This window comes from Caballeronia sp. GAFFF2, from assembly GCF_023631485.1.
Taxonomy (GTDB): Bacteria; Pseudomonadota; Gammaproteobacteria; order Burkholderiales; family Burkholderiaceae; genus Caballeronia.
This window is the reverse complement of sequence record NZ_JALQDA010000006.1, coordinates 118,345-137,690: the sequence shown is the minus strand read 5'-3', so window position 1 is coordinate 137,690 and position 19,346 is coordinate 118,345. Positions and strand designations below refer to the sequence as shown.

Sequence of the window (19,346 nt, the reverse complement as noted above, 5' to 3'; positions counted from 1 at the left end):
GGAATATGCGCATGCCGCCAGGGCTTACTACTCCAAAGGAGGTTCACGTGCCCCGCAAGACTCCCATCGAGCGCTACCGGAATATCGGCATCAGCGCTCACATCGACGCCGGCAAGACCACCACCACCGAGCGCATTCTTTTCTACACCGGCGTGACGCACAAGATCGGCGAGGTGCACGACGGCGCGGCCACGATGGACTGGATGGAACAGGAGCAGGAGCGCGGCATCACGATCACGTCGGCTGCAACCACGGCCTTCTGGAAAGGCATGGCGGGCAATTATCCTGAACACCGTATCAATATCATCGATACGCCGGGACACGTCGACTTCACCATCGAAGTCGAACGCTCGATGCGCGTGCTCGATGGCGCGTGCATGGTCTACGACTCGGTCGGCGGCGTGCAGCCGCAGTCTGAAACCGTGTGGCGTCAGGCGAACAAGTACAAGGTGCCGCGCATTGCGTTCGTCAACAAGATGGACCGCGTCGGCGCGGATTTTTTCCGCGTGCAGCGGCAAATCGGCGAGCGTCTGAAGGGCGTGGCCGTGCCGATTCAAATTCCCATCGGCGCGGAAGATCACTTTCAGGGCGTGGTCGATCTCGTGAAGATGAAGGCCATTCTCTGGGACGACGACAGCCAGGGCATCAAGTTCACCTATGCGGAGATTCCCGACAACCTCAAGGAACTCGCGCACGAATGGCACGGCAAGATGGTCGAGGCCGCCGCCGAAGCCAACGAGGAACTGCTCGAAAAGTACCTCGAGAACCACGAAAGCCTGACCGAGGAAGAAATCAAGGCGGCGCTCAGACAACGCACCATCGCCAACGAAATCGTGCCGATGCTTTGCGGCAGCGCGTTCAAGAACAAGGGCGTGCAGGCCATGCTCGACGCGGTGATCGACTATCTGCCGTCGCCGGTGGACGTGCCCGCCATCCTTGGCCACACGGAAGACGACCAGGAAGCGGAACGCCATCCGAGCGATGACGAGCCGTTCGCCGCCCTCGCCTTCAAGATCATGACGGACCCGTTCGTCGGCCAGCTGATCTTCTTCCGCACGTATTCGGGCGTCGTGAATTCCGGCGATACGGTCTACAACCCGGTGAAGGAAAAGAAGGAACGCCTCGGCCGTATCCTGCAGATGCACGCCAACGAGCGCAAGGAAATCAAGGAAGTGCGCGCGGGCGACATCGCGGCGGCGGTCGGTCTCAAGGAAGCGACCACGGGCGACACGCTCTGCGATCCGAACCACGTCATCATCCTCGAACGGATGATCTTCCCGGAACCGGTGATCTCGCAGGCCGTCGAGCCGAAGACGAAGGCCGACCAGGAAAAGATGGGTATCGCGCTGAACCGGCTTGCGCAGGAAGATCCGTCGTTCCGCGTCACGAGCGACGAGGAATCCGGTCAGACCATCATCTCCGGCATGGGCGAACTGCACCTTGAAATTCTCGTCGACCGGATGAAGCGCGAGTTCGGCGTCGAAGCGACGGTCGGCAAGCCGCAAGTGGCGTATCGCGAGACGGTGCGCAACAAGGTCACGGACGTGGAAGGCAAGTTCGTCAAGCAATCGGGCGGGCGCGGCCAGTATGGCCATGCGGTCATCACGCTCGAACCGGACCCGGGTAAGGGCTACGAATTCGTCGATGCCATCAAGGGCGGCGTGATTCCGCGCGAATACATCCCGGCGGTCGACAAGGGCATTCAGGAAACGCTCAAGGCAGGCGTGCTGGCGGGCTATCCGGTCGTCGACACCAAAGTGACGCTGACCTTCGGTTCCTATCACGATGTCGATTCGAACGAAAACGCCTTCCGCATGGCAGGCTCCATCGCGTTCAAGGAAGCGATGCGCCGCGCGCGGCCGGTGCTGCTCGAACCGACCATGGCCGTCGAAGTGGAAACGCCCGAGGAGTTCATGGGCAACGTGATGGGCGATCTGTCGAGCCGTCGCGGCATCGTGCAGGGCATGGACGATATCGCGGGCGGCGGCGGCAAGATCGTGCGCGCCGAGGTGCCGCTGGCCGAGATGTTCGGCTACTCCACTTCGCTGCGTTCGCTCACGCAAGGCCGCGCGACCTACACGATGGAGTTCAAGCACTACACCGAGACGCCGTCCAACGTGTCCGAAGCGATCATCAATTCCAAAGGAAAATGATCGCCGCTTAAGACGTGTAATATCGGAAGTCCGTTGCTCGCGCGTTGTTGGTGGCGGCAACGGACTTTTTTTATCCGCAGACCAAAACGACAAACCCGACGCGATCACCACGACCATCACGACCACTATGAGCGACGCACATCACACCGATTGGCGCGAGCACGGCGTCAAGGTCATCAAGGGCGACCAGCTCGACCCCAACACCGCGCAGACGCCGGGCATGAACCGCGCGGCCGCGATCAATGCGGCGCGCGTCGGTGCGCAGAAAATCTGGGCGGGCACGGTCACGATCCATCCGAATGCCAAAACCGGCGCGCATCATCATGGCGCGCTCGAAAGCGTGATCTACGTCGTGCGCGGACAGGCGCGCATGCGCTGGGGCGAACACCTCGAATTCACCGCCGAAGCCGGTCCGGGCGACTTCATCTTCGTGCCGCCTTACGTGCCGCATCAGGAAATCAACGCGAGCACCGACGATCCGCTCGAATGCGTGCTCGTGCGCAGCGACAACGAAGCCGTCGTCGTGAACCTGAATATCGATGCCGTGGAAGCGCCAGAGCAAGTCTTCTGGGTCGACCCGATCCACAAGCATCCGCGCGATCATTGACATACCGGCCGCACGCCTTGGCATGCGGCCCGTTCCTTGCTTCCTCGAAACGACGCGGCAACGCTTTTCGCATGGCCGAACGCATAACGACAACCCGCATACGGAACGACCACCGATGAAGAAATCCTCGACCGACGCACATCACCTCGACGCAGCGCGCACTCATGCGGGCGAACTGGGTAATCATGCGATCGACGAATTCAAGGCAGGCCGGCTTACGCGCCGCGAGTTATTGCGGCATGCGAGCGTGCTGGGTATCGCGCTTTCGGCTGGCGGCTTGCTTGGACTCGGCGCGACGAACGCTCGCGCTCAGGCCGCGGCCAAGCCGGGCGGCACCATTCGCGTGGCGCATCTGACGCCCGCGGGCGCCGTCGATCCGCTCACCGTCACCGATGCCTCGGGTCTCGCGCTGATCAATCAAACCGGCGAATTCCTGATCGACGACGACAGCGAAAAGCTCGCGCTCAATCCCGCGCTCGCGCTGTCGTGGTCGTCGAATGCGAAGGGCGATGTCTGGACTTTCAAGCTGCGCCAGAACGTGAAGTTCCACGACGGCCAGACCATGACCGCCAAGGACGTAGCCGCGACCTTCAACCGCCTGGCCGATCCGAACGCCGGTTCGGCCGCGCTCTCGGTTCTGAAAGGCGTGCTGTCGAAGGATTCCGCGAAGGCTATCGACGATCACACCGTCGAGTTTCATCTGGACGCGCCCAACGGCAATTTCCCCTACTACGTTTCGTCCGACAACTACAACGCCGTCATTCTCCCGGCGAATTTCACCGGTTCGTACGAGAAGACCTTCATGGGCACGGGCGCGTTCAAGCTCGAAAAGTACACGCCGAAAGTGGGCGCGTCGTTCGTGCGCAATCTCGACTACTGGGGCGCGAAAGCGCTGCCGGACCGCGTGAACTTCTCGTTCTATGCGGACCATCAGGCGCAGCTTCTCGCCATGCAAGGCCGCCAGGCCGACGTCATGGGCGACTTCACCGTGCAAGGCGGCGTCTCGATCCTGAGCAACTCGCAGTTCAAGGTGCTGGGCGCGAAGTCGAGCTCGCATCGGCAGATTCACATGCGCTGCGACACCGGCCCGTTCAAGGACAAGCGCGTGCGCCAGGCGCTGGCACTGGCGATCAATCGCGAAGTCATCGTGAAAGGGCTGTTCAAGGGCCGCGCGACGGTCGGCAACGACAGCCCGTTTGCGCCCGTGTTTCCGTCGAGCGATCTTTCCGTGCCGCAGCGCCATCTCGATGTTGCGAAGGCCAAGCAACTGCTCGGCGAGGCAGGCGTGGCGAACGGCTTCGACATCACGCTCACGACCGAAAAGTACATGGAAATTCCTGACCTCGCGGTCGTCGTGCAGAACGCGGCCAAGGCCGTGGGCATCCGCATCACGCTGAAGGTCGAAAGTCAGGATCTGTATTACGGCTCGGGCACGTTCGGCAAGTCGGACTGGCTGGATTCGCCGCTCGGCATCACGGACTACGGGCATCGCGGCGTGCCGAACGTGTTCCTCAACGCGCCGCTCACGAGCGACGGCACCTGGAACGCGGCGCACTTCAAGAATCCCGCTTACGACAAACTCGTCGCGCAGTTCGTGGCCTCGCTCGACGTGGCATCGCAGAAGAAAGTGTCGGGCGACATTCAGCATCTGTTGCTCGATGAAACGCCCGTGATCATCCCGTACTTCTACGACCAGCTGATCGTCACGCGCGCCAATGTTTCGGGCGTGCGCTTCAATGCGATTTCGCAGATGTGGTTCGACCGGGCGACGGTGTCGGCGGCTTAAAGGAGGTTCGCGAGGATGAGCACGATCACGCCCTCGACCCGCATCGGGCCGGCGCGCAACGGCGGCGCGAAAGCACGCCGCGTGTTGCGCTTCGTCGGCGTGCGCGTGCTGCTCGCGCTCGTCACACTCTGGCTCTTGTCGATGATCATCTTCGCCGGCGGCCAGTTGCTGCCGGGCGATGTCGGCCGCGCCATTCTCGGCCCGCTCGCGGATGCGCGCGCTGTCGCCGCGCTGAATCATCAGCTCGGCGTGGACCGGCCGCTTCTCACGCAATATTCGGCGTGGATCACGCATTTCCTGCGCGGCGACATGGGCGAGTCGTATGCGTTTCGCGCGCCGGTTGCACCGTTTATCGGCGAGGCGCTGTGGAATTCGGCGAAGCTCGGCGCGCTGGCGTTCATCGTCGTGGTGCCGCTCGGCATTGCAGGCGGCGTGTATGCGGCGCTGCACGCGGGGCGCTGGATCGACCGGATTATCAGCATTGGCGGACTCACGTTGACGGTCGTGCCGGAATTCGTCTCGTCCATCGTGCTGATCCTCATCTTCGGCGTGTGGCTGCAATGGCTGCCAATAGAAGCAAGCGTCAGCGCCGATGCCGGCATTCTCACGCAATTGCAGCATCTGATTTTGCCGGTGCTGCCACTCGTCTTCGTGTTCTTCGGCTATATCGCGCGGATGGCGCGCGCGGGCACCGTCGAAGCGCTCGATGCCGACTACACGCGCACCGCGGTCCTCAAGGGCTTGCCGCGCCGTATCGTGATCTGGCGGCACGTGCTGCGCAATGCGCTTCTGCCAACCGTGACGGTTGCCGCGACGCAGCTCGGCTACATGATCGGCGGGCTGGTCGTCGTGGAGACGCTCTTCCACTATCAGGGCATCGGCTCGCTGATCTACAACGCGGCGAAGGCCAAGGACTTCCCGATGCTCGAAGCAGGCGTACTCAGCATCGGCGTGATCTACACGGCGGCGAATCTGATCGCGGATGCGCTTTACGTCGTGCTGAATCCGCGTCTGCGCACGGCGGATTCGTCGGGAGACGGGCGATGAGCACGCAAGCCCTCGCCCCCGTCAAACCGAAGCGCTTCGAGGCGCTTTTCGCGCTGTCGCGCTCGGCGACCTTCGTCGTCGGCGTGTCGATCCTGCTCTTCTGGGTGCTGTGCGCCTTGTTCGGTCAGCATGCCGTGCCGATCGATCCCTACGCTTCCGATCCCTTGAACTCGCTCGCGCCGCCTTCCGGCGATCACTGGTTCGGCACCGATCAGCTCGGCCGCGACGTGTTCGCGCGCGTGATCGTCGGGTCGCGCGACATTCTCACCATCGCGCCGCTCGCGACACTCATCGGCACGGCTGCGGGCACGGCCATCGGCCTCGTGGTCGGCTACTTCGACGGCTGGGTCGATGCCGTCGTCGGCCGCGCTATCGACGCTCTTCTCGCGCTGCCGCTCGTCATCGTCGCGCTGCTGGCGCTGGCCGCGGTGGGCGCGAGCAACACGACGGTGATCATCGTGATCGGCCTGACCTTCGCGCCGATCACCGCGCGCACGGTACGCGCCGCCGTGCTGGGCGAACGCCATCTCGACTACGTGATGGCGGCGCAGTTGCGCGGCGAGAACGCGCTTTACATCATGTTCGCGGAGATTCTGCCGAACGTGCTGCCGCCGATCATCGTCGAAGCCACCGTGCGGCTCGGCTACGCGATCTTCGCGGTCGCGACGCTATCGTTCCTGGGATTTGGCATTCAGCCGCCGTCCGCCGACTGGGGACTCGCGTTGTCCGAAAGCTATACGCTGATGGCGGGCGGCGCGTGGTGGACGGTCGTGTTCGATGCCGCCGCCATTGCCTCGCTCGTCGTCGCTGTCAACCTCGTCGCGGATGCCGTGCAAGGAGTGCTCGACCGATGAACGGACCGCCGCCATCGGCATTTCCCACGTTCGGCGCCGCCAAGGGCGAAGCGACGGACGCGCTCACCATCGTCGGACTGACGGTGGCCTACCGTTCGCGCGGACGCGAGCGCGAAGTGCTGCAGGACGTCTCCTTGCGCGTGCGGCGTGGCGAAGCGTACGGACTCGTCGGCGAATCCGGCTGCGGCAAGTCGACGGCGGCGCTCGCGGTGCTGCGCTACTTGCCGAAGAACGGCCGCGTAAAGTCAGGCCGCATCTCGATAGCCGGGCGCGATGTCTCCGCGCTGTCCGCCGACGCCCTGCGCGAAATGCGCGCCGATGCCGTCTCCATGGTCTATCAGGACCCGGGGCGCGCGTTGAATCCGTCGCTGACCGTCGCGCGGCAAGTGTCCGAAGCCTTCGAGGCTTCGGGCGCTTCTGAAAGCGATGCGCTCGAGCGCACGGTGGAGATGCTGCGGCGTGTGCGTATTGCATCGCCCGAACGGGTGATGGAAAGTTACCCGCATCAACTGTCGGGCGGCATGCAGCAGCGCGTGGTGATCGCCATGGCGCTTGCCTGCAATCCCGAACTGCTGATTCTCGATGAACCCACCACCGGTCTCGATGCCACCGTCGAAGCCGAAGTGCTCGATCTCATTGCGCAATTGCGTGAGGAACTCGGCACCGCCGTGCTGTTCATCAGCCACAATCTCGCGGTGATCGGGCGCATGTGCGAGCGCGTCGGCGTGCTGTATGCGGGCAAGCTCGTCGAGGAAGGCGCAACCGCCGATGTCTTCGCAAAGCCGCGCCATCCATACACCGTGGGCCTATTGCGCTGTCTGCCGACGAGTGGCCGCAGCAAGGAAAACGGCCGGCTCGACACCATTCCCGGTTCGTTGCCGCTGCCGGGATCGGTGACGCAAGGGTGCATCTTCGCCGCGCGCTGCAAGCTCGCCGACGAACGGTGTCTCAAGGAAGCGCCGCCGCCGTATCGGATGAGTGCGGCGCACGGCGATCAGATGGCGCGCTGTCACTATCACGAACGCGCGGAAACGCTGCCGCGTTCGACCGACGAAACGCCCGCCGCGCCTCCACTCGATCATCGAGCGCAACCGACGCTCGCGCTCACCGCACGCAACCTGTCCAAAACCTTCCATGTCGGCGATGAAGAAGTGCGCGCCGTTCACGATGTCTCGCTCGACCTCGTGCAAGGCGAAACGCTCGGACTCGTCGGCGAATCGGGCAGCGGCAAGACCACGCTCGCCAAGCTGCTGCTGGGCCTCGTCTCGCCGGACAAGGGCGCGACGCTCGAACTCGACGGCCAGCATCTGCCCGAACGCGTCACGCGGCGCAGCGACGAGCAGGTGAAGTCGCTGCAGATCGTGTTCCAGAACCCGGATTCGGCGCTCAATCGCGCGCATTCGGTGCGCCGGCTGATTGCGCGTTCGCTGTCGAAACTCGCGTCGCTGCGTGGCGAAGCGAAGGAAAAGCGCCTGCAATCGCTGACCGAAGCCGTGCGTCTGCCGGAGCGCTATCTCGGCTCGCGCACGCGCCAGTTGTCGGGCGGGTTGAAGCAACGCGTGGCGATCGCGCGTGCTTTTGCGGGCGATCCGCGCGTCGTCGTCTGCGACGAGCCGACTTCCGCGCTCGATGTCTCCGTGCAGGCCGCCATCCTCAATCTGCTGGCGGACTTGCAGCGCGAACGGCGCGTGAGCTACGTGTTCATCTCGCACGATCTGCACGTCGTGCGCTATTTGTCGGATCGGATTGCGGTGCTGTATCTCGGGCGCATCATGGAGATCGGCCGCGCGGCGGATGTCTTTACGGGGCCGCAGCATCCGTACACCGAAGCACTGCTCTCGTCGGTGCCCGCGCTCGAAAGCGCGCCCGTGCAAAACGAGCGCATTCGCTTGTCGGGCGAGTTGCCGAGCGCGGCGAATCCGCCTTCGGGATGCGTGTTCCACACGCGCTGTCCGCGCAAGATCGGCGACATCTGCGAACGCAAGGCTCCGCCTTGCCGCGATGCGGGGCACGGTCATGCCATTCACTGTCATATTCCGGTCGAGGAGCTGCGCGCGCTGCAAAGTCCCGAAAAGGTGACTTAAGCGCCGCGCGTCCGGAACCAAAGTGCGTGTTTGCGCCTCTCATCGGTTCACTCTCAAAACAACGAGGATTCAATCGATGAAACCCACTCTCTCGCTCGCTCTCGCCGCAGCTTGTGCATTCGGTTCGGCCGCCGCTCACGCGCAGACGGCGGCGCCTGCCGCCATCGACCAGAGCTTCACTGCTTATTCGCTCGCGCAGCAATGCGCCCAGAAGGGCGACAACACCGCGCAAGGTCAGTGCGTGGGCGCCGTGCGCGGCATCGTGCGGGGTTATCAGTACGGCGTGCTGTTCCTGTCGCAACGCGCGTCGCTGCAGGATGGCGACACCAAGCGCGTGTCGCTGTGCCTGACGGATACGTCGGTGTCATCGATCGTCGATGACTTTCTCGCCGATGCGAAACAGGTGAACGAAGCCGATCTCAAGCGCACGCCGGCTGAAGTGGCGGTGCTGGGGTCGGTGCATTTGCATCACGCTTGCACGTGACTTGCACGTGCTTTGCACTTGAGCCCGCTCAAAGCATCTCCAACCCGCGCTTCGCTTTTGGCGGCTTGAACTGCTGATCGATATCCGCCAGTTCATCCGCCGACAACGCAAGGTCGAGCGCCGCGCGATTCTCGCGGATATGCACAATATCCGCGGCTTTAGGAATCGCGAAGACTTGCGGCTGTTGCAGCACCCACGCGAGCGCGACCTGAAACGCCGATACGCCGCGCGCCGCCGCGATCTTCTCCAGCGCCCCGCCCCTCGGTAGACGCGCATGATCGACGGGGCTATACGCCATCGCCGGAATGCGGCGCTCGCGCAACCACGGCAGCAGGTCGAATTCGGGTCCACGTCGCGCGACGTTATAGAGAATCTGATCGGTTGCGCAGGCATCGCCGTGATCGAGCGAAAAAAGTTCTTCCATGTCGTCGGTGTCGAAGTTGCTCACGCCCCAGTGGCGAATCTTGCCATGGCGCCTGAGCTTTTCGAAGCCCGCGATCACGCCTTCCAGATCCTCGCCGCCGCGCCAGTGCAGCAAGTAAAGATCGATGCGGTCCGTCGCCAGCCGCTTCAGGCTGCGCTCGCACGCGCTCTGCACGCCGCGTTCATTGCCGTTATGCGGATACACCTTGCTGACGATGAACAAGTCCTCGCGCCGGTCGCCGAGCGCTTCGGCGATCAGCTTTTCGCTTTCGCCATCGCCGTACATTTCGGCGGTATCGATGAGCGTCATGCCGAGTTCCACGCCCTCGCGCAATGCGGCGATCTCGGTCTTGCGGGTGTTCGGGCGTTCGCCCATCTCCCAGGTTCCCTGGCCGAGCTTCGGAACGGTTTCGCCGTTCGGCAACGTGACGGTTGGCAGTGTGTTCGCCATGGAAAGCCTCCTTGTGCTGAAGGCCGATTATGTCGCAAGGAGCACTCCAGGTCTTCGCTAGACCAGTCCGACGACGAGCGGCCCGAGCAAGGTCAGGAGCACGTTCGCAAGCGCGTAGGTGACGGCGAACGCAGCCGTCGGCACCGGGCTTTCCGCCTTGTCGAGCACGCCGCCGAACGCCGGATTCGCACTGCGCGACCCCGACAGCGCGCCCGCGAAAACCGCCGCGTTGTCGTAGCGCAGGACATATCGGCCGAACAGCATCGTGAGAAGAAGCGGAAACAGCGTGACGAATACGCCGAGCAGAAAGATGGTCACGCCGCTTTGCTTCACCGTCACGACCGCCTGCAAGCCCGAGTTCAGGCCGACCACCGCGACGAACGCAGCCAGCCCGAAGTCCTTCAGCAATTGCGATGCGGCGGGCGGCATGACGCCATACATCGGATGCTTGCCGCGCATCCAGCCGAACAGAAGGCCCGTGAGCAGACAGCCGCCGCCCGAGCCGAGCGTGATCGGTATGCCGCCCACGCGCACCACGATCAGCCCGATCAGCAGTCCCAGCACGATACCCACGCCCATGTAGATGAAGTCGGTCTTGTCGGTAAAGGGAAGCTCGTAACCGGCGGCATCGACGGCGCGCTTCGTGTCTTGCGGCGAACCGTAGACGGTGATCACATCGCCATGTTCGAGGCGCGTCTCCGGCAACACGGGCATAGGCAAACCGGCGCGCGAAATCTCCTGGATATAGACGCCGTGCCGCATGTCGCGATCCACGGTCGCGCGCAGCGCGGCGATCGTCGTGTGGTTCATGCCGCGCTTGGTGAACACGCCCTGACGCTTCTGCATGACGACGCTGATGCCGTCGGTGTCCGCGACTTCCTCGCCGAGTTCCGCCGCCGCGCTCACCATTACTTCGCGCCGTCCGACGACGAGCACGATATCGCCTGCCGCGAGCATGACGTCGGGGCGCGCTTCGAGCGCCTTGCCGCCGCGCCGGATGCGCTCGATGGTGATCATGTCCGCTTCGGCCATTTCGAGGTCGGCCACCGTGCGGCCCGCCGCGCCGCTTGCCGCCGTCACGCGAAACGCCCGCCCGACGAGCGCGGGCAACGCGGAAACCTGGCCCGCCGCGGGCCCGGATGCGCCGCCGCCCGCAAGCTGCCGCTCGGCATCGACGGATGCTTCCTTCAGGCTCTGTCCCATGAACTTCGGCAGAATGTTCACGCAGACGATGATCGCGCCGAGCGAGCCGAAGACGTAAGTCACGGCATAGGCAATGGCGACATCGGACTGGAGCGCCTTCGCTTCGGCGGCCGGCAAGCCGAGCCGCGCGATGGCGTCGCCCGCCGTGCCGATGATCGCCGATTGCGTCAGCGCCCCGCCCGCGAGTCCGGCCGCGAGTCCCTTGTTCAGTCCGAAGACCTTCGCGCAGACGATCACCGTGACGAGCGCGGAGACGGCCAGAAACACGGCCATCGCGATTTCGCGCAGCGTCTTGCGATTGAGCGAATTGAAGAACTGCGGCCCGGAGTCGTAGCCGACCGCATAGATGAACACGGCGAACATCACCGCCTTCACGCCATTGTCGATTTGCACGCCGATCTGGCTGATCGCCACTGCCGCGAGCAGCGAGCCGCCCACGCCGCCCAGCTGGAACTTGCCGAAGTTGATCTGGCCGATGAGATAACCCGCCGCGAGCGAAAGAAAGAGCGCCGTTTCGGGCGACTTCTGAAAGACGAGGTGCAGCCATTCCATGTCGATGTCCCCTTCAGCCGAGCTTGCTTGCCAGCCCGACGACGAGCGGCCCGAGCAGCGGCAGCAGCACGTTCGAGATCGCATAGGTGATGGTGTAGCCGATCACGGGCGTCGCGTTGCCCGTCACGCCGACGAGCGCGCTGATGGCGGGCGTGCTGCACTGCTGGCCGGCGATCGCGCCGAGCAGCATCGGCACTTCGAGCTTGAGCAGCATCCTGCCGATAAAAAGCGACGCGAGCGCGGGCCCCAGCGTGATGACGATGCCCGCAAGCGGCAGCGCGACACCGAATTCGCGAATCAGCCGCAGCGCGTCCGCGCCCGCCGACAAGCCCACCGCCGCGATGAAGGTGCACAGCCCGAAGTCCTTGAGAATCTGCGCGGCGGCGGATGGCAACGAGCCGATCACCGGATAGCGCGAACGAATCCAGCCGAACAGAAGACCCGCGAGAAGACAACCGCCGCCCGTGCCGAGCGTGATGTCGATGCCGCCGACACGCGCCGAAAACCGCCCGATCGCGATGCCCGCGATCACGCCGAGCCCGAGATACACGAAGTCGGTTTTTTGGGTCGCGCGGATGATGTAGCCGAGCTTCGACGCGCCGCGCGCGACATCTTCCTTGTTGCCGACGAGCGTCAGCACATCGCCGCGATGCAGTTGCGTGCCGGGCAACGCGGGAATGGTGCTGTCCAGTCGGGTCACGGCCGCGACGAAGACGCCGCGCCCTTCGCCCGGCGCGGCGCGGGCGCGCGCCTGGGCAAGCGTGAGGCCGTGCAGCGCGCGCGCTGTGAGCATGACATCGACTTTCTCGACGTAGACATCCGAGACGCCGCCGCCGAACACTTCCTCGCCGATGGCGGGCAGTGCCTCGACGATCGCCTCGCGGCGGCCGCCGACCATCACGCGGTCGTTCGCCTTCAGGATGACCGACGGCTGCGCCTTGATGACCGAGCGGTCGCGCAACACGCGCTGCACGCTGATGTTGTTGCCGAAGCGCTTTTCAAGATCGCCGATGGACTGGCCCGCGCCCGCCGTCACTTTCAGTTCGCGTCCGGCGAGAGGCGGCGCGGCAAGCGTCTGCCCTTCGGACAGCGCGCCGTCGCCACCGAGCTTGCGCCACACGCGCTCGGCTTCATCGCGCAGATTAACGCGCAGGATGAGCGGCGCGAACTGGCTCGAAAAGAGCACGATCGTGACGAGCCCGAACAGGTAGCTCACGCTGTACGCGGTCACGATATTCGCCTGCAAGCGCGCGATTTCCGCGGCCGGAAGCCCAAGCCGCCCGATGGCCTCGGACGCCGTGCCGATCACGGCCGATTCGGTGGCGCCGCCGGCCAGAAGTCCCGCCGCCGTGCCTGGATCGAGCCTGAGCAGACGCACGCTCAGGAGCACGAGCGCCACCACCACCACGACTTCCACGAGTGAGAGGATGCCGTAGCGCCAGCCGCGTCCGACATTCGCGAAAAACTGCGGGCCGCCCGTGAATCCGAGCGCAAAGATAAACAGCGCAAAAGCGATATTCTTCAGATCGGAGGAAATTCGCGCGCCGCTTTGCCCGAGAATCAATGCGACGATGAGCGTGCCGCAAACGCCGCCCAGCTGAATCGGCCCGAGTTTGAAAGACCCAATAAAAAAACCGATCGCGAGACTCGCGAAGAGAGCTATTTCCGGTTGCGCCTTTAACAGAGTCCACAGCATGGTTGGTGTAGATCCGGTTGATTGTCGACAAAACCTCGGGCTTATTTATTAGCTCTCAAGCCGGGAAAATCCCGATTGGATTTTATCCAATTCAGCAAAGCGGAGATACGTTTCCTAACATAAACCCGCTACTAATCTCACGGTTAATTAAAATGCTGCTTTTTAGTATCCACACAATACTTCATACGACTTCGTTATGGCTTTGCTGGCAAGCATAAGCGCGGTTCCGTGCGATATCGCACCTTCAGGAGCAGATTCGTATAAAAATCAACCATCAAGTCCGTGCATCTACGAAAAACCGAAATAAAACCCGTCACGTGCGCAATTACTCTATTTACCTTAAAAAATTAAATATTGCATTTCTTTCGTCCTGTCAATATTATCCGTTTAAAGAACAAAACGAGGGTCAACAAAAGTGAACGGCCGTATTTTTGGATGCGCCTAACTCACTCCATCGCTGTACAACCTGAGGGCTGCACAATGAATCAGATCCATGCAATGCGAGTTTTCGTTCGGGTAGCCGATACCGAAAGCTTCAGACGAGCCGCCCAGCAACTAGACGTCTCAAATGCCTTGGTGACACGGGCAATTGCCATGCTCGAAGCGCATTTGCGAACGCGTTTGATTAACCGGACCACGCGAAATCTTTCTCTCACGGAAGCCGGCACACGCTATCTCGAAGGCTGTCGGGCTCTGCTGGAAGAATTGGATCATCTTGAGTCGGCAGTTACCCATACCGAAGGCGAACCTAGCGGCACTTTGCGCGTGGTGGCATCGAGCGCGCTTTCACTCCTAACCCTTACTCCGTTAATCGACGGATTCAGAAAGCTTTATCCGAAAGTCAATGTGCGCCTGACGCTCGCCGAACGTCACGTCGATCTCGTCGAAGACGGCTATGACGTGGGAATCGTCACCGCGTTCATGGTGTCGAGCACCGCGCTCGTGGAACGTCCCGTCGGCAATAACGCGCTCGTGCCCGTTGCCACGCCCGCGTATCTCGCTGAACACGGCACGCCCGCCACGCCAACCGATCTACAGTCCATGCCGTCCGTTGGGCTACCCAGCGAGATACGAAGCTCTTCGTGGCATTTTCGGCACCGCCATGGAGCAGCGGACCAAGTTGCCCTCGCTCCCGTCTACTCGGTCAACAGTGCGCTGATGGTGCGCCTTGCGACGATGCGTGACATGGGCTTTTCGATCCTGCCCGAAGGCATCGTCAACCGGGATATCGCAGACGGCACGCTCGTGCGGCTCTTGCCCGAGTACACCATCGACGACCCGGAGATGAAAGTGTCGATCGTCTATCCGGGACGTCAATATCTGCCTGCCAAGACGCGCTTTTTCATCGACTACGCGCTTGAAAGGCTCATTCAGGAAGTGACCTCGGCATCGTCCAAGCCAGATGAAATCTATCGGCCGACGCCCCCCGCCTTCAAACCCGCACCGGGCGCAGGCGTGACGCCTGCCGTCACCTCGGCGACCCACCACTGACCCCAAAGGCGTGCGGCTTATCTCACAGGCCGGTACGCGTCGATTCTTGCCTGTGACGAAACATGTCGAGCGCCCATTCCCATCGCCTCATTCTCTTTAGCAGCCGTCAGTACGACGCCGATACGTTTTGTCAGGCTAACGAATCGTTCGGCGTCGAGCTCGATTTTCGCGAAGCTCATCTCGACGCGCAGACGGCCATCCTTGCGCAAGGTTTCACGGCCGTCTGCCCGTTCGTCAACGATCTCGTCGACGCCGCCGTACTCGAAAAGCTCCACGCAGGCGGCACGCGTCTGGTCGCATTGCGCTCGGCGGGCTTCAATCATGTCGATCTGCATGCGGCTAAGCGCCTTGGCATCGCCGTCACGCGCGTTCCCGCGTATTCGCCGCATGCGGTGGCGGAACACGCGGCCGGCATGATCCTCACGCTCAATCGCCGGCTGCATCGCGCGGTGGCGCGCACGCGCGAAGGCGATTTCTCGCTCAACGGCCTGCTCGGCTTCGATCTGTATGGCAAGACCGTCGGCGTGGTCGGCACGGGTATCATCGGGCGCACGTTCGGCAAGATCATGGCGGGCTTCGGCATGCAGGTGCTCGCCTACGATCCAGGACCGCCCGCCACGGACCTGCTCGAACGCGGCGCGCGCTATGTCGCCCTGGACGAACTGCTCGCGAACTCCGATGTCGTCTCGCTGCACTGTCCGCTCCTGCCCGCGACCTATCACATGATCGACGAACCCGCGCTCGCAAGCATGAAGCGCGGCGCCATGCTCATCAATACCGGACGCGGCGGGCTCGTGGAAAGCAATGCGTTGATCGGCGCGTTGAAGAGCGGCCAGTTAGGGCATCTCGGACTGGATGTCTACGAGGAAGAAGGCGGTCTTTTCTTCGAAGACCATTCGGACCACTTGCTTCAGGACGACGTGCTCGCGCGTCTGCTCACGTTTCCGAACGTCATCATTACCGCGCATCAGGCGTTTTTTACGCGCGAGGCGTTGATCGAGATTGCATCGACCACGCTCGGCAACCTCATCGCATGGGCGAACGGCACGCCGCGTAATCTGGTCGATGCCCCCGCCGCCTGACCGGCGCAATCACATATCGCCGTATTCCGCGCTCGCTTCGCCGGGCGCGGCGCACATGGCAAGCAGCATGGCCGCTTCGCGCTCGTGCACTTCCACCGGCATGCAAAGCGCGCCCGCATGAGCCAGATAGCGCGCGCGATGCTGCCCGTTGCGAAACGCGATCACACCCTCACGATGCACGCCCAGCAAGCCGAGAAAACCCGACGAGCGGCGCACGCTGATGGTCACGTAAGGCATCTCCGGCACACGCGGATTGTCCGGGTCGAGAAACTCGCGGATACCGCGTACCTTGCCCGCGTGCCAGTCGGTGACGGCCTTGAGCACGTAGTCGGTGTCGTCGCGATTGGCGCATTCGAGCAGTTTCCTGACATCGACGAGTACGACCTGATGGCGGGAACCCGGGTCGTTGAAGACCCGTTTCAGGCGCACGAAGTCGTACTGAGGATGGCCTTGCAGCCTGACGATCCAGACCGCTTCTGCGGCGGTCGGCGCTACGATCGTATCCATGTTCGGCACCAAAAAGACGAGCGGCGCGCGCCCCGTGCGCGCGTATCGCGAGATGAAGCGGCGATAGATGAGTCAGTTAAACTTTTACACCCTAGCGGTTAATCGTGAAAGCACCATGACGGGCACGTGGCGTGCTTTTGTGGTCGGAATCGAACACTATTGGCAAGCTGCATGCCTCAACGTCTCGTGGACACCTCTTCCGACCTGATCGTCGCGCGGCCCGAAGGGCTGTTTTGCCCGCCGGGCGGCTTCTATATCGACCCGTGGCGACCGGTCGAACGCGCCGTGATCACGCACGCGCATGCGGACCACGCACGCTTCGGACATGCGCACTATCTCACCGCCGAAGCGGGGCTGGGCGTGTTGCAGTCGCGCCTTCCGGGCATCGACGTTCAAGGTCTGCCTTATGGCGAGAGAATCGACGTGAATGGCGTGACGGTCTCGCTGCATCCCGCCGGACATGTGCTCGGCTCGGCGCAAGTGCGCGTGGAGCACGGCGGCCGCGTGTGGGTCGCATCCGGCGACTACAAGGTCGAGCCCGATCCGACTTGCGCGCCCTTCGAGCCCGTGCGCTGCGATACCTTCATCACGGAATCGACCTTCGGCTTGCCGATCTATCGATGGGAACCGTCCAAGGCCGTGTTCGATGGCGTCGATGCATGGTGGCGGCATAACGCCGCCGAAGGCCGCGCTTCCGTGCTCTTCTGCTATTCGTTCGGCAAGGCGCAGCATGTGCTCGCGGGCATCGACAGGAGCATCGGGCCGATCTTCTGTCATGGCGCGGTCGAGCCGCTGAATCGCGCCTATCGCGATGCGGGTGTCGACCTGCCGCCGACGCGCCTCGTCAGTGAAATCGCCGCGCGCGACAAGGCCGAGTTCAAGGGCGCGCTGATCGTCGCGCCACCATCCGCGCAAGGCAGCACGTGGATGCGCCGCTTCGGCGATTACAGCGATGCCTTCGCGTCCGGCTGGATGCGTCTGCGCGGCACGCGGCGGCGCAAGGGCGTGGACCGCGGCTTCGTGTTGTCCGACCATGCGGACTGGCCGGGCCTGCAACTCGCGATAGGCGCGACGGGCGCGGAACGCGTGATCGTCACGCACGGACAGATCGAGCCGATGGTGCGCTGGCTCACCGAGCAAGGTCTCGAAGCAGGCGCGTTCACGACCGAATACGGCGACGACGCCATCGAAGCCGATGCCGCCGATGCGCCCGCCGAAGTCTCTGCGCCAGCCGCGACCGACGCGTCAGCCGAGACGGCGCCGCAATGAAACGCTTCGCGACGCTTTATACGGCGCTCGACGCCACCACATCGACGAACGAGAAGCTCGAAGCGCTGATCGCCTACTTCTCGGGCGCCGCGGCCGAAGACGCGGCGTGGGCGTCGTACTTCCTTGCAGGCGGCAAGCCGCGCCAGTCGGTGCCGACGCGCCTTTTGACCGAACTCGCCCGCGAACGCGCGGGTCTGCCGGATTGGCTCTTCGAGGAGTCGTATCAGGCCGTCGGCGATCTCGCGGAGACGATTGCACACGTGCTCCCGCCCGCCTCGCGCGAATCGGAACTCGGGCTTGCTCAATGGATCGAGGAGCACGTGCTGACCTTGCGTGGCGTGTCGCCGGCGGAGTTGCGCGAGCGGCTGCTCGGTTACTGGGACGAGCTCAACTGGGGCGAGCGCTTCCTGCTCACCAAGCTGATCGGCGGCGGTTTTCGTGTGGGCGTCGCGCGGCAACTCGTCGTGCGCGCGCTCGCGCAAGTGGCGGGCGTCGATCACAAGCGCATCGCGCAACGCATGGTCGGCTGGACCGACTCGCGCCAAAGCCCGAGCGCGGCGCGTTATCTTCGGCTGATCGCGCCGACAGCCGAAGGCGATGACGTCGATACCCCGCACGAAAGCGATATCGGCCTGCCGTTTCCCTTCTTTCTCGCGCATCCGTTGCAAATCGATCCGGCGACGCTCGGCGCGCCATCGGACTGGATCGCCGAATGGAAGTGGGACGGCATTCGCGCGCAGATCGTCAAGCGCGCGGGCCGCGTGTGGATCTGGTCGCGCGGCGAGGATCTCGTCACGGAGCGGTTTCCGGAGCTTGCCGCGCTCGGCGCGGCACTGCCCGACGGCACCGTGATCGACGGCGAGATTCTCGCGTGGGAACCGGGCGCGGACGCACCGCTGCCGTTCGCGCGTCTGCAGCCGCGCATCACGCGCAAGTCGCTGACGAAGAAAGTGCTCGCCGATTCTCCCGCCGCGATGCTCGCCTACGATCTGCTCGAAGCCGATGGCCGCGACCTGCGCACCGAGCCTTTGGAAACGCGTCGTGCGAAGCTGGATGCGCTGGCGGCATCGCTCGCGGTGGATGTCTTGCGCGTGTCGCCGCTCGTGGTGGCGCCCAATTGGGAGACGCTCGCCGGCTTGCGCGGCGAAAGCCGCGCGCGCGGTGTCGAAGGGCTCATGCTGAAAGAGCGCATGTCGATGTATGGCGTTGGCCGCACCAAGGCGTCGGGCACCTGGTGGAAGTGGAAGATCGATCCCTACGCCATCGACGCCGTCTTGCTCTACGCCCAGCGCGGCCATGGCCGGCGCGCGAGCCTCTACACGGATTTCACCTTCGCGGTCTGGGACGAAGCGGACGGCGTGCGCACGCTGGTGCCGTTCGCCAAGGCCTATTCCGGCTTGACCGACGAGGAAATGCGCAAGGTCGATGCAATCGTGCGCAAGACGACCATCGAAAAATTCGGTCCGGTGCGCAGCGTCACGCCGACGCTCGTGTTCGAGATCGGCTTCGAGGGCATTCAGGCGAGTCCACGCCACAAATCGGGCATCGCGGTGCGCTTTCCGCGCATGCTGCGCTGGCGGACCGACAAGACTATCGAGGACGCCGATACGCTCGACATGCTCAAGGGGTTTTTGAACGAGGCGGTGGCATGAGAAGC

The 19,346-nt window shown here is 63.5% G+C and carries 15 protein-coding genes; 11 read left to right on the top strand and 4 right to left on the bottom strand.

What is annotated here, in order from left to right; genetic code table 11:
• Window positions 1–47 precede the first annotated feature (47 nt).
• The 7 genes from fusA (at window position 48) to NCT04_RS03140 (ending at window position 9,015) form a co-directional block, all read left to right on the top strand.
• Window positions 48–2,153: an elongation factor G gene (gene fusA / locus NCT04_RS03170; protein WP_250463444.1), complete on the top strand. Its 2,106-nt coding sequence runs from the start codon at window positions 48–50 to the stop codon at window positions 2,151–2,153.
• Window positions 2,154–2,280: 127 nt separating this feature from the next.
• On the top strand, window positions 2,281–2,760 hold the full coding sequence (locus tag NCT04_RS03165; protein ID WP_250463441.1) for a cupin domain-containing protein: 480 nt from the start codon (window positions 2,281–2,283) through the stop codon (window positions 2,758–2,760).
• Window positions 2,761–2,875: 115 nt separating this feature from the next.
• Window positions 2,876–4,546: an ABC transporter substrate-binding protein gene (locus NCT04_RS03160; protein WP_250463438.1), complete on the top strand. Its 1,671-nt coding sequence runs from the start codon at window positions 2,876–2,878 to the stop codon at window positions 4,544–4,546.
• 15 nt (window positions 4,547–4,561) lie between these two features.
• Window positions 4,562–5,593, top strand: a complete 1,032-nt coding sequence (locus NCT04_RS03155; protein WP_250463435.1) for an ABC transporter permease — start codon at window positions 4,562–4,564, stop codon at window positions 5,591–5,593.
• Window positions 5,590–6,447 carry an ABC transporter permease gene (locus NCT04_RS03150; protein WP_250463432.1) on the top strand — a complete coding sequence of 286 codons (858 nt, stop codon included), beginning with the start codon at window positions 5,590–5,592 and terminating at the stop codon, window positions 6,445–6,447. The genes NCT04_RS03155 and NCT04_RS03150 overlap by 4 nt, the downstream gene beginning before the upstream one ends.
• A complete protein-coding gene (locus tag NCT04_RS03145; protein ID WP_250463430.1) occupies window positions 6,444–8,531 on the top strand; it encodes an ABC transporter ATP-binding protein in 2,088 nt (695 codons plus the stop codon). Before NCT04_RS03150 ends, NCT04_RS03145 begins: the two co-directional genes overlap by 4 nt.
• Before the next feature lie 76 nt (window positions 8,532–8,607).
• Window positions 8,608–9,015, top strand: coding sequence for a hypothetical protein (locus NCT04_RS03140; protein ID WP_250463427.1), 408 nt, complete (start codon window positions 8,608–8,610; stop codon window positions 9,013–9,015).
• Between the two features lie 28 nt (window positions 9,016–9,043).
• Here the strand turns inward: NCT04_RS03140 and NCT04_RS03135 are convergent, their stop codons facing one another.
• From NCT04_RS03135 to aspT (NCT04_RS03125), 3 genes are read right to left on the bottom strand one after another with little or no spacing between them, the layout of a single operon-like run.
• On the bottom strand, window positions 9,044–9,889 hold the full coding sequence (locus tag NCT04_RS03135; protein ID WP_250463424.1) for an aldo/keto reductase: 846 nt from the start codon (window positions 9,887–9,889) through the stop codon (window positions 9,044–9,046).
• 57 nt (window positions 9,890–9,946) lie between these two features.
• The gene (aspT, locus tag NCT04_RS03130) at window positions 9,947–11,644 is read right to left on the bottom strand and encodes an aspartate-alanine antiporter (RefSeq protein WP_250463421.1); all 1,698 of its coding nucleotides are present in this window, start codon (window positions 11,642–11,644) and stop codon (window positions 9,947–9,949) included.
• Between the two features lie 13 nt (window positions 11,645–11,657).
• On the bottom strand, window positions 11,658–13,340 hold the full coding sequence (aspT, locus tag NCT04_RS03125) for an aspartate-alanine antiporter (protein ID WP_250463419.1): 1,683 nt from the start codon (window positions 13,338–13,340) through the stop codon (window positions 11,658–11,660).
• Window positions 13,341–13,820: 480 nt separating this feature from the next.
• Here aspT (NCT04_RS03125) and NCT04_RS03120 point away from each other — a divergent pair, with 480 nt between their 5' ends.
• Entirely contained in the window at window positions 13,821–14,831 is a 1,011-nt protein-coding gene (locus NCT04_RS03120; RefSeq protein ID WP_502800653.1) for a LysR family transcriptional regulator, read from the top strand.
• 62 nt (window positions 14,832–14,893) lie between these two features.
• Window positions 14,894–15,913, top strand: coding sequence for a 2-hydroxyacid dehydrogenase (locus tag NCT04_RS03115; protein WP_250463414.1), 1,020 nt, complete (start codon window positions 14,894–14,896; stop codon window positions 15,911–15,913).
• Window positions 15,914–15,922: 9 nt separating this feature from the next.
• Here NCT04_RS03115 and NCT04_RS03110 read toward each other — a convergent pair whose 3' ends face one another.
• Window positions 15,923–16,420: a plasmid fertility inhibition factor family protein gene (locus tag NCT04_RS03110; RefSeq protein ID WP_244827195.1), complete on the bottom strand. Its 498-nt coding sequence runs from the start codon at window positions 16,418–16,420 to the stop codon at window positions 15,923–15,925.
• A gap of 171 nt (window positions 16,421–16,591) precedes the next feature.
• On the opposite strand from NCT04_RS03110, the gene NCT04_RS03105 reads away from it, so the two are divergent.
• Together NCT04_RS03105 and NCT04_RS03100 are read left to right on the top strand one after the other, a co-directional pair.
• Window positions 16,592–17,689, top strand: a complete 1,098-nt coding sequence (locus NCT04_RS03105; protein WP_284509306.1) for a ligase-associated DNA damage response exonuclease — start codon at window positions 16,592–16,594, stop codon at window positions 17,687–17,689.
• Window positions 17,686–19,341 carry an ATP-dependent DNA ligase gene (locus tag NCT04_RS03100; protein ID WP_250463411.1) on the top strand — a complete coding sequence of 552 codons (1,656 nt, stop codon included), beginning with the start codon at window positions 17,686–17,688 and terminating at the stop codon, window positions 19,339–19,341. Before NCT04_RS03105 ends, NCT04_RS03100 begins: the two co-directional genes overlap by 4 nt.
• The last annotated feature ends 5 nt before the right edge of the window (window positions 19,342–19,346 follow it).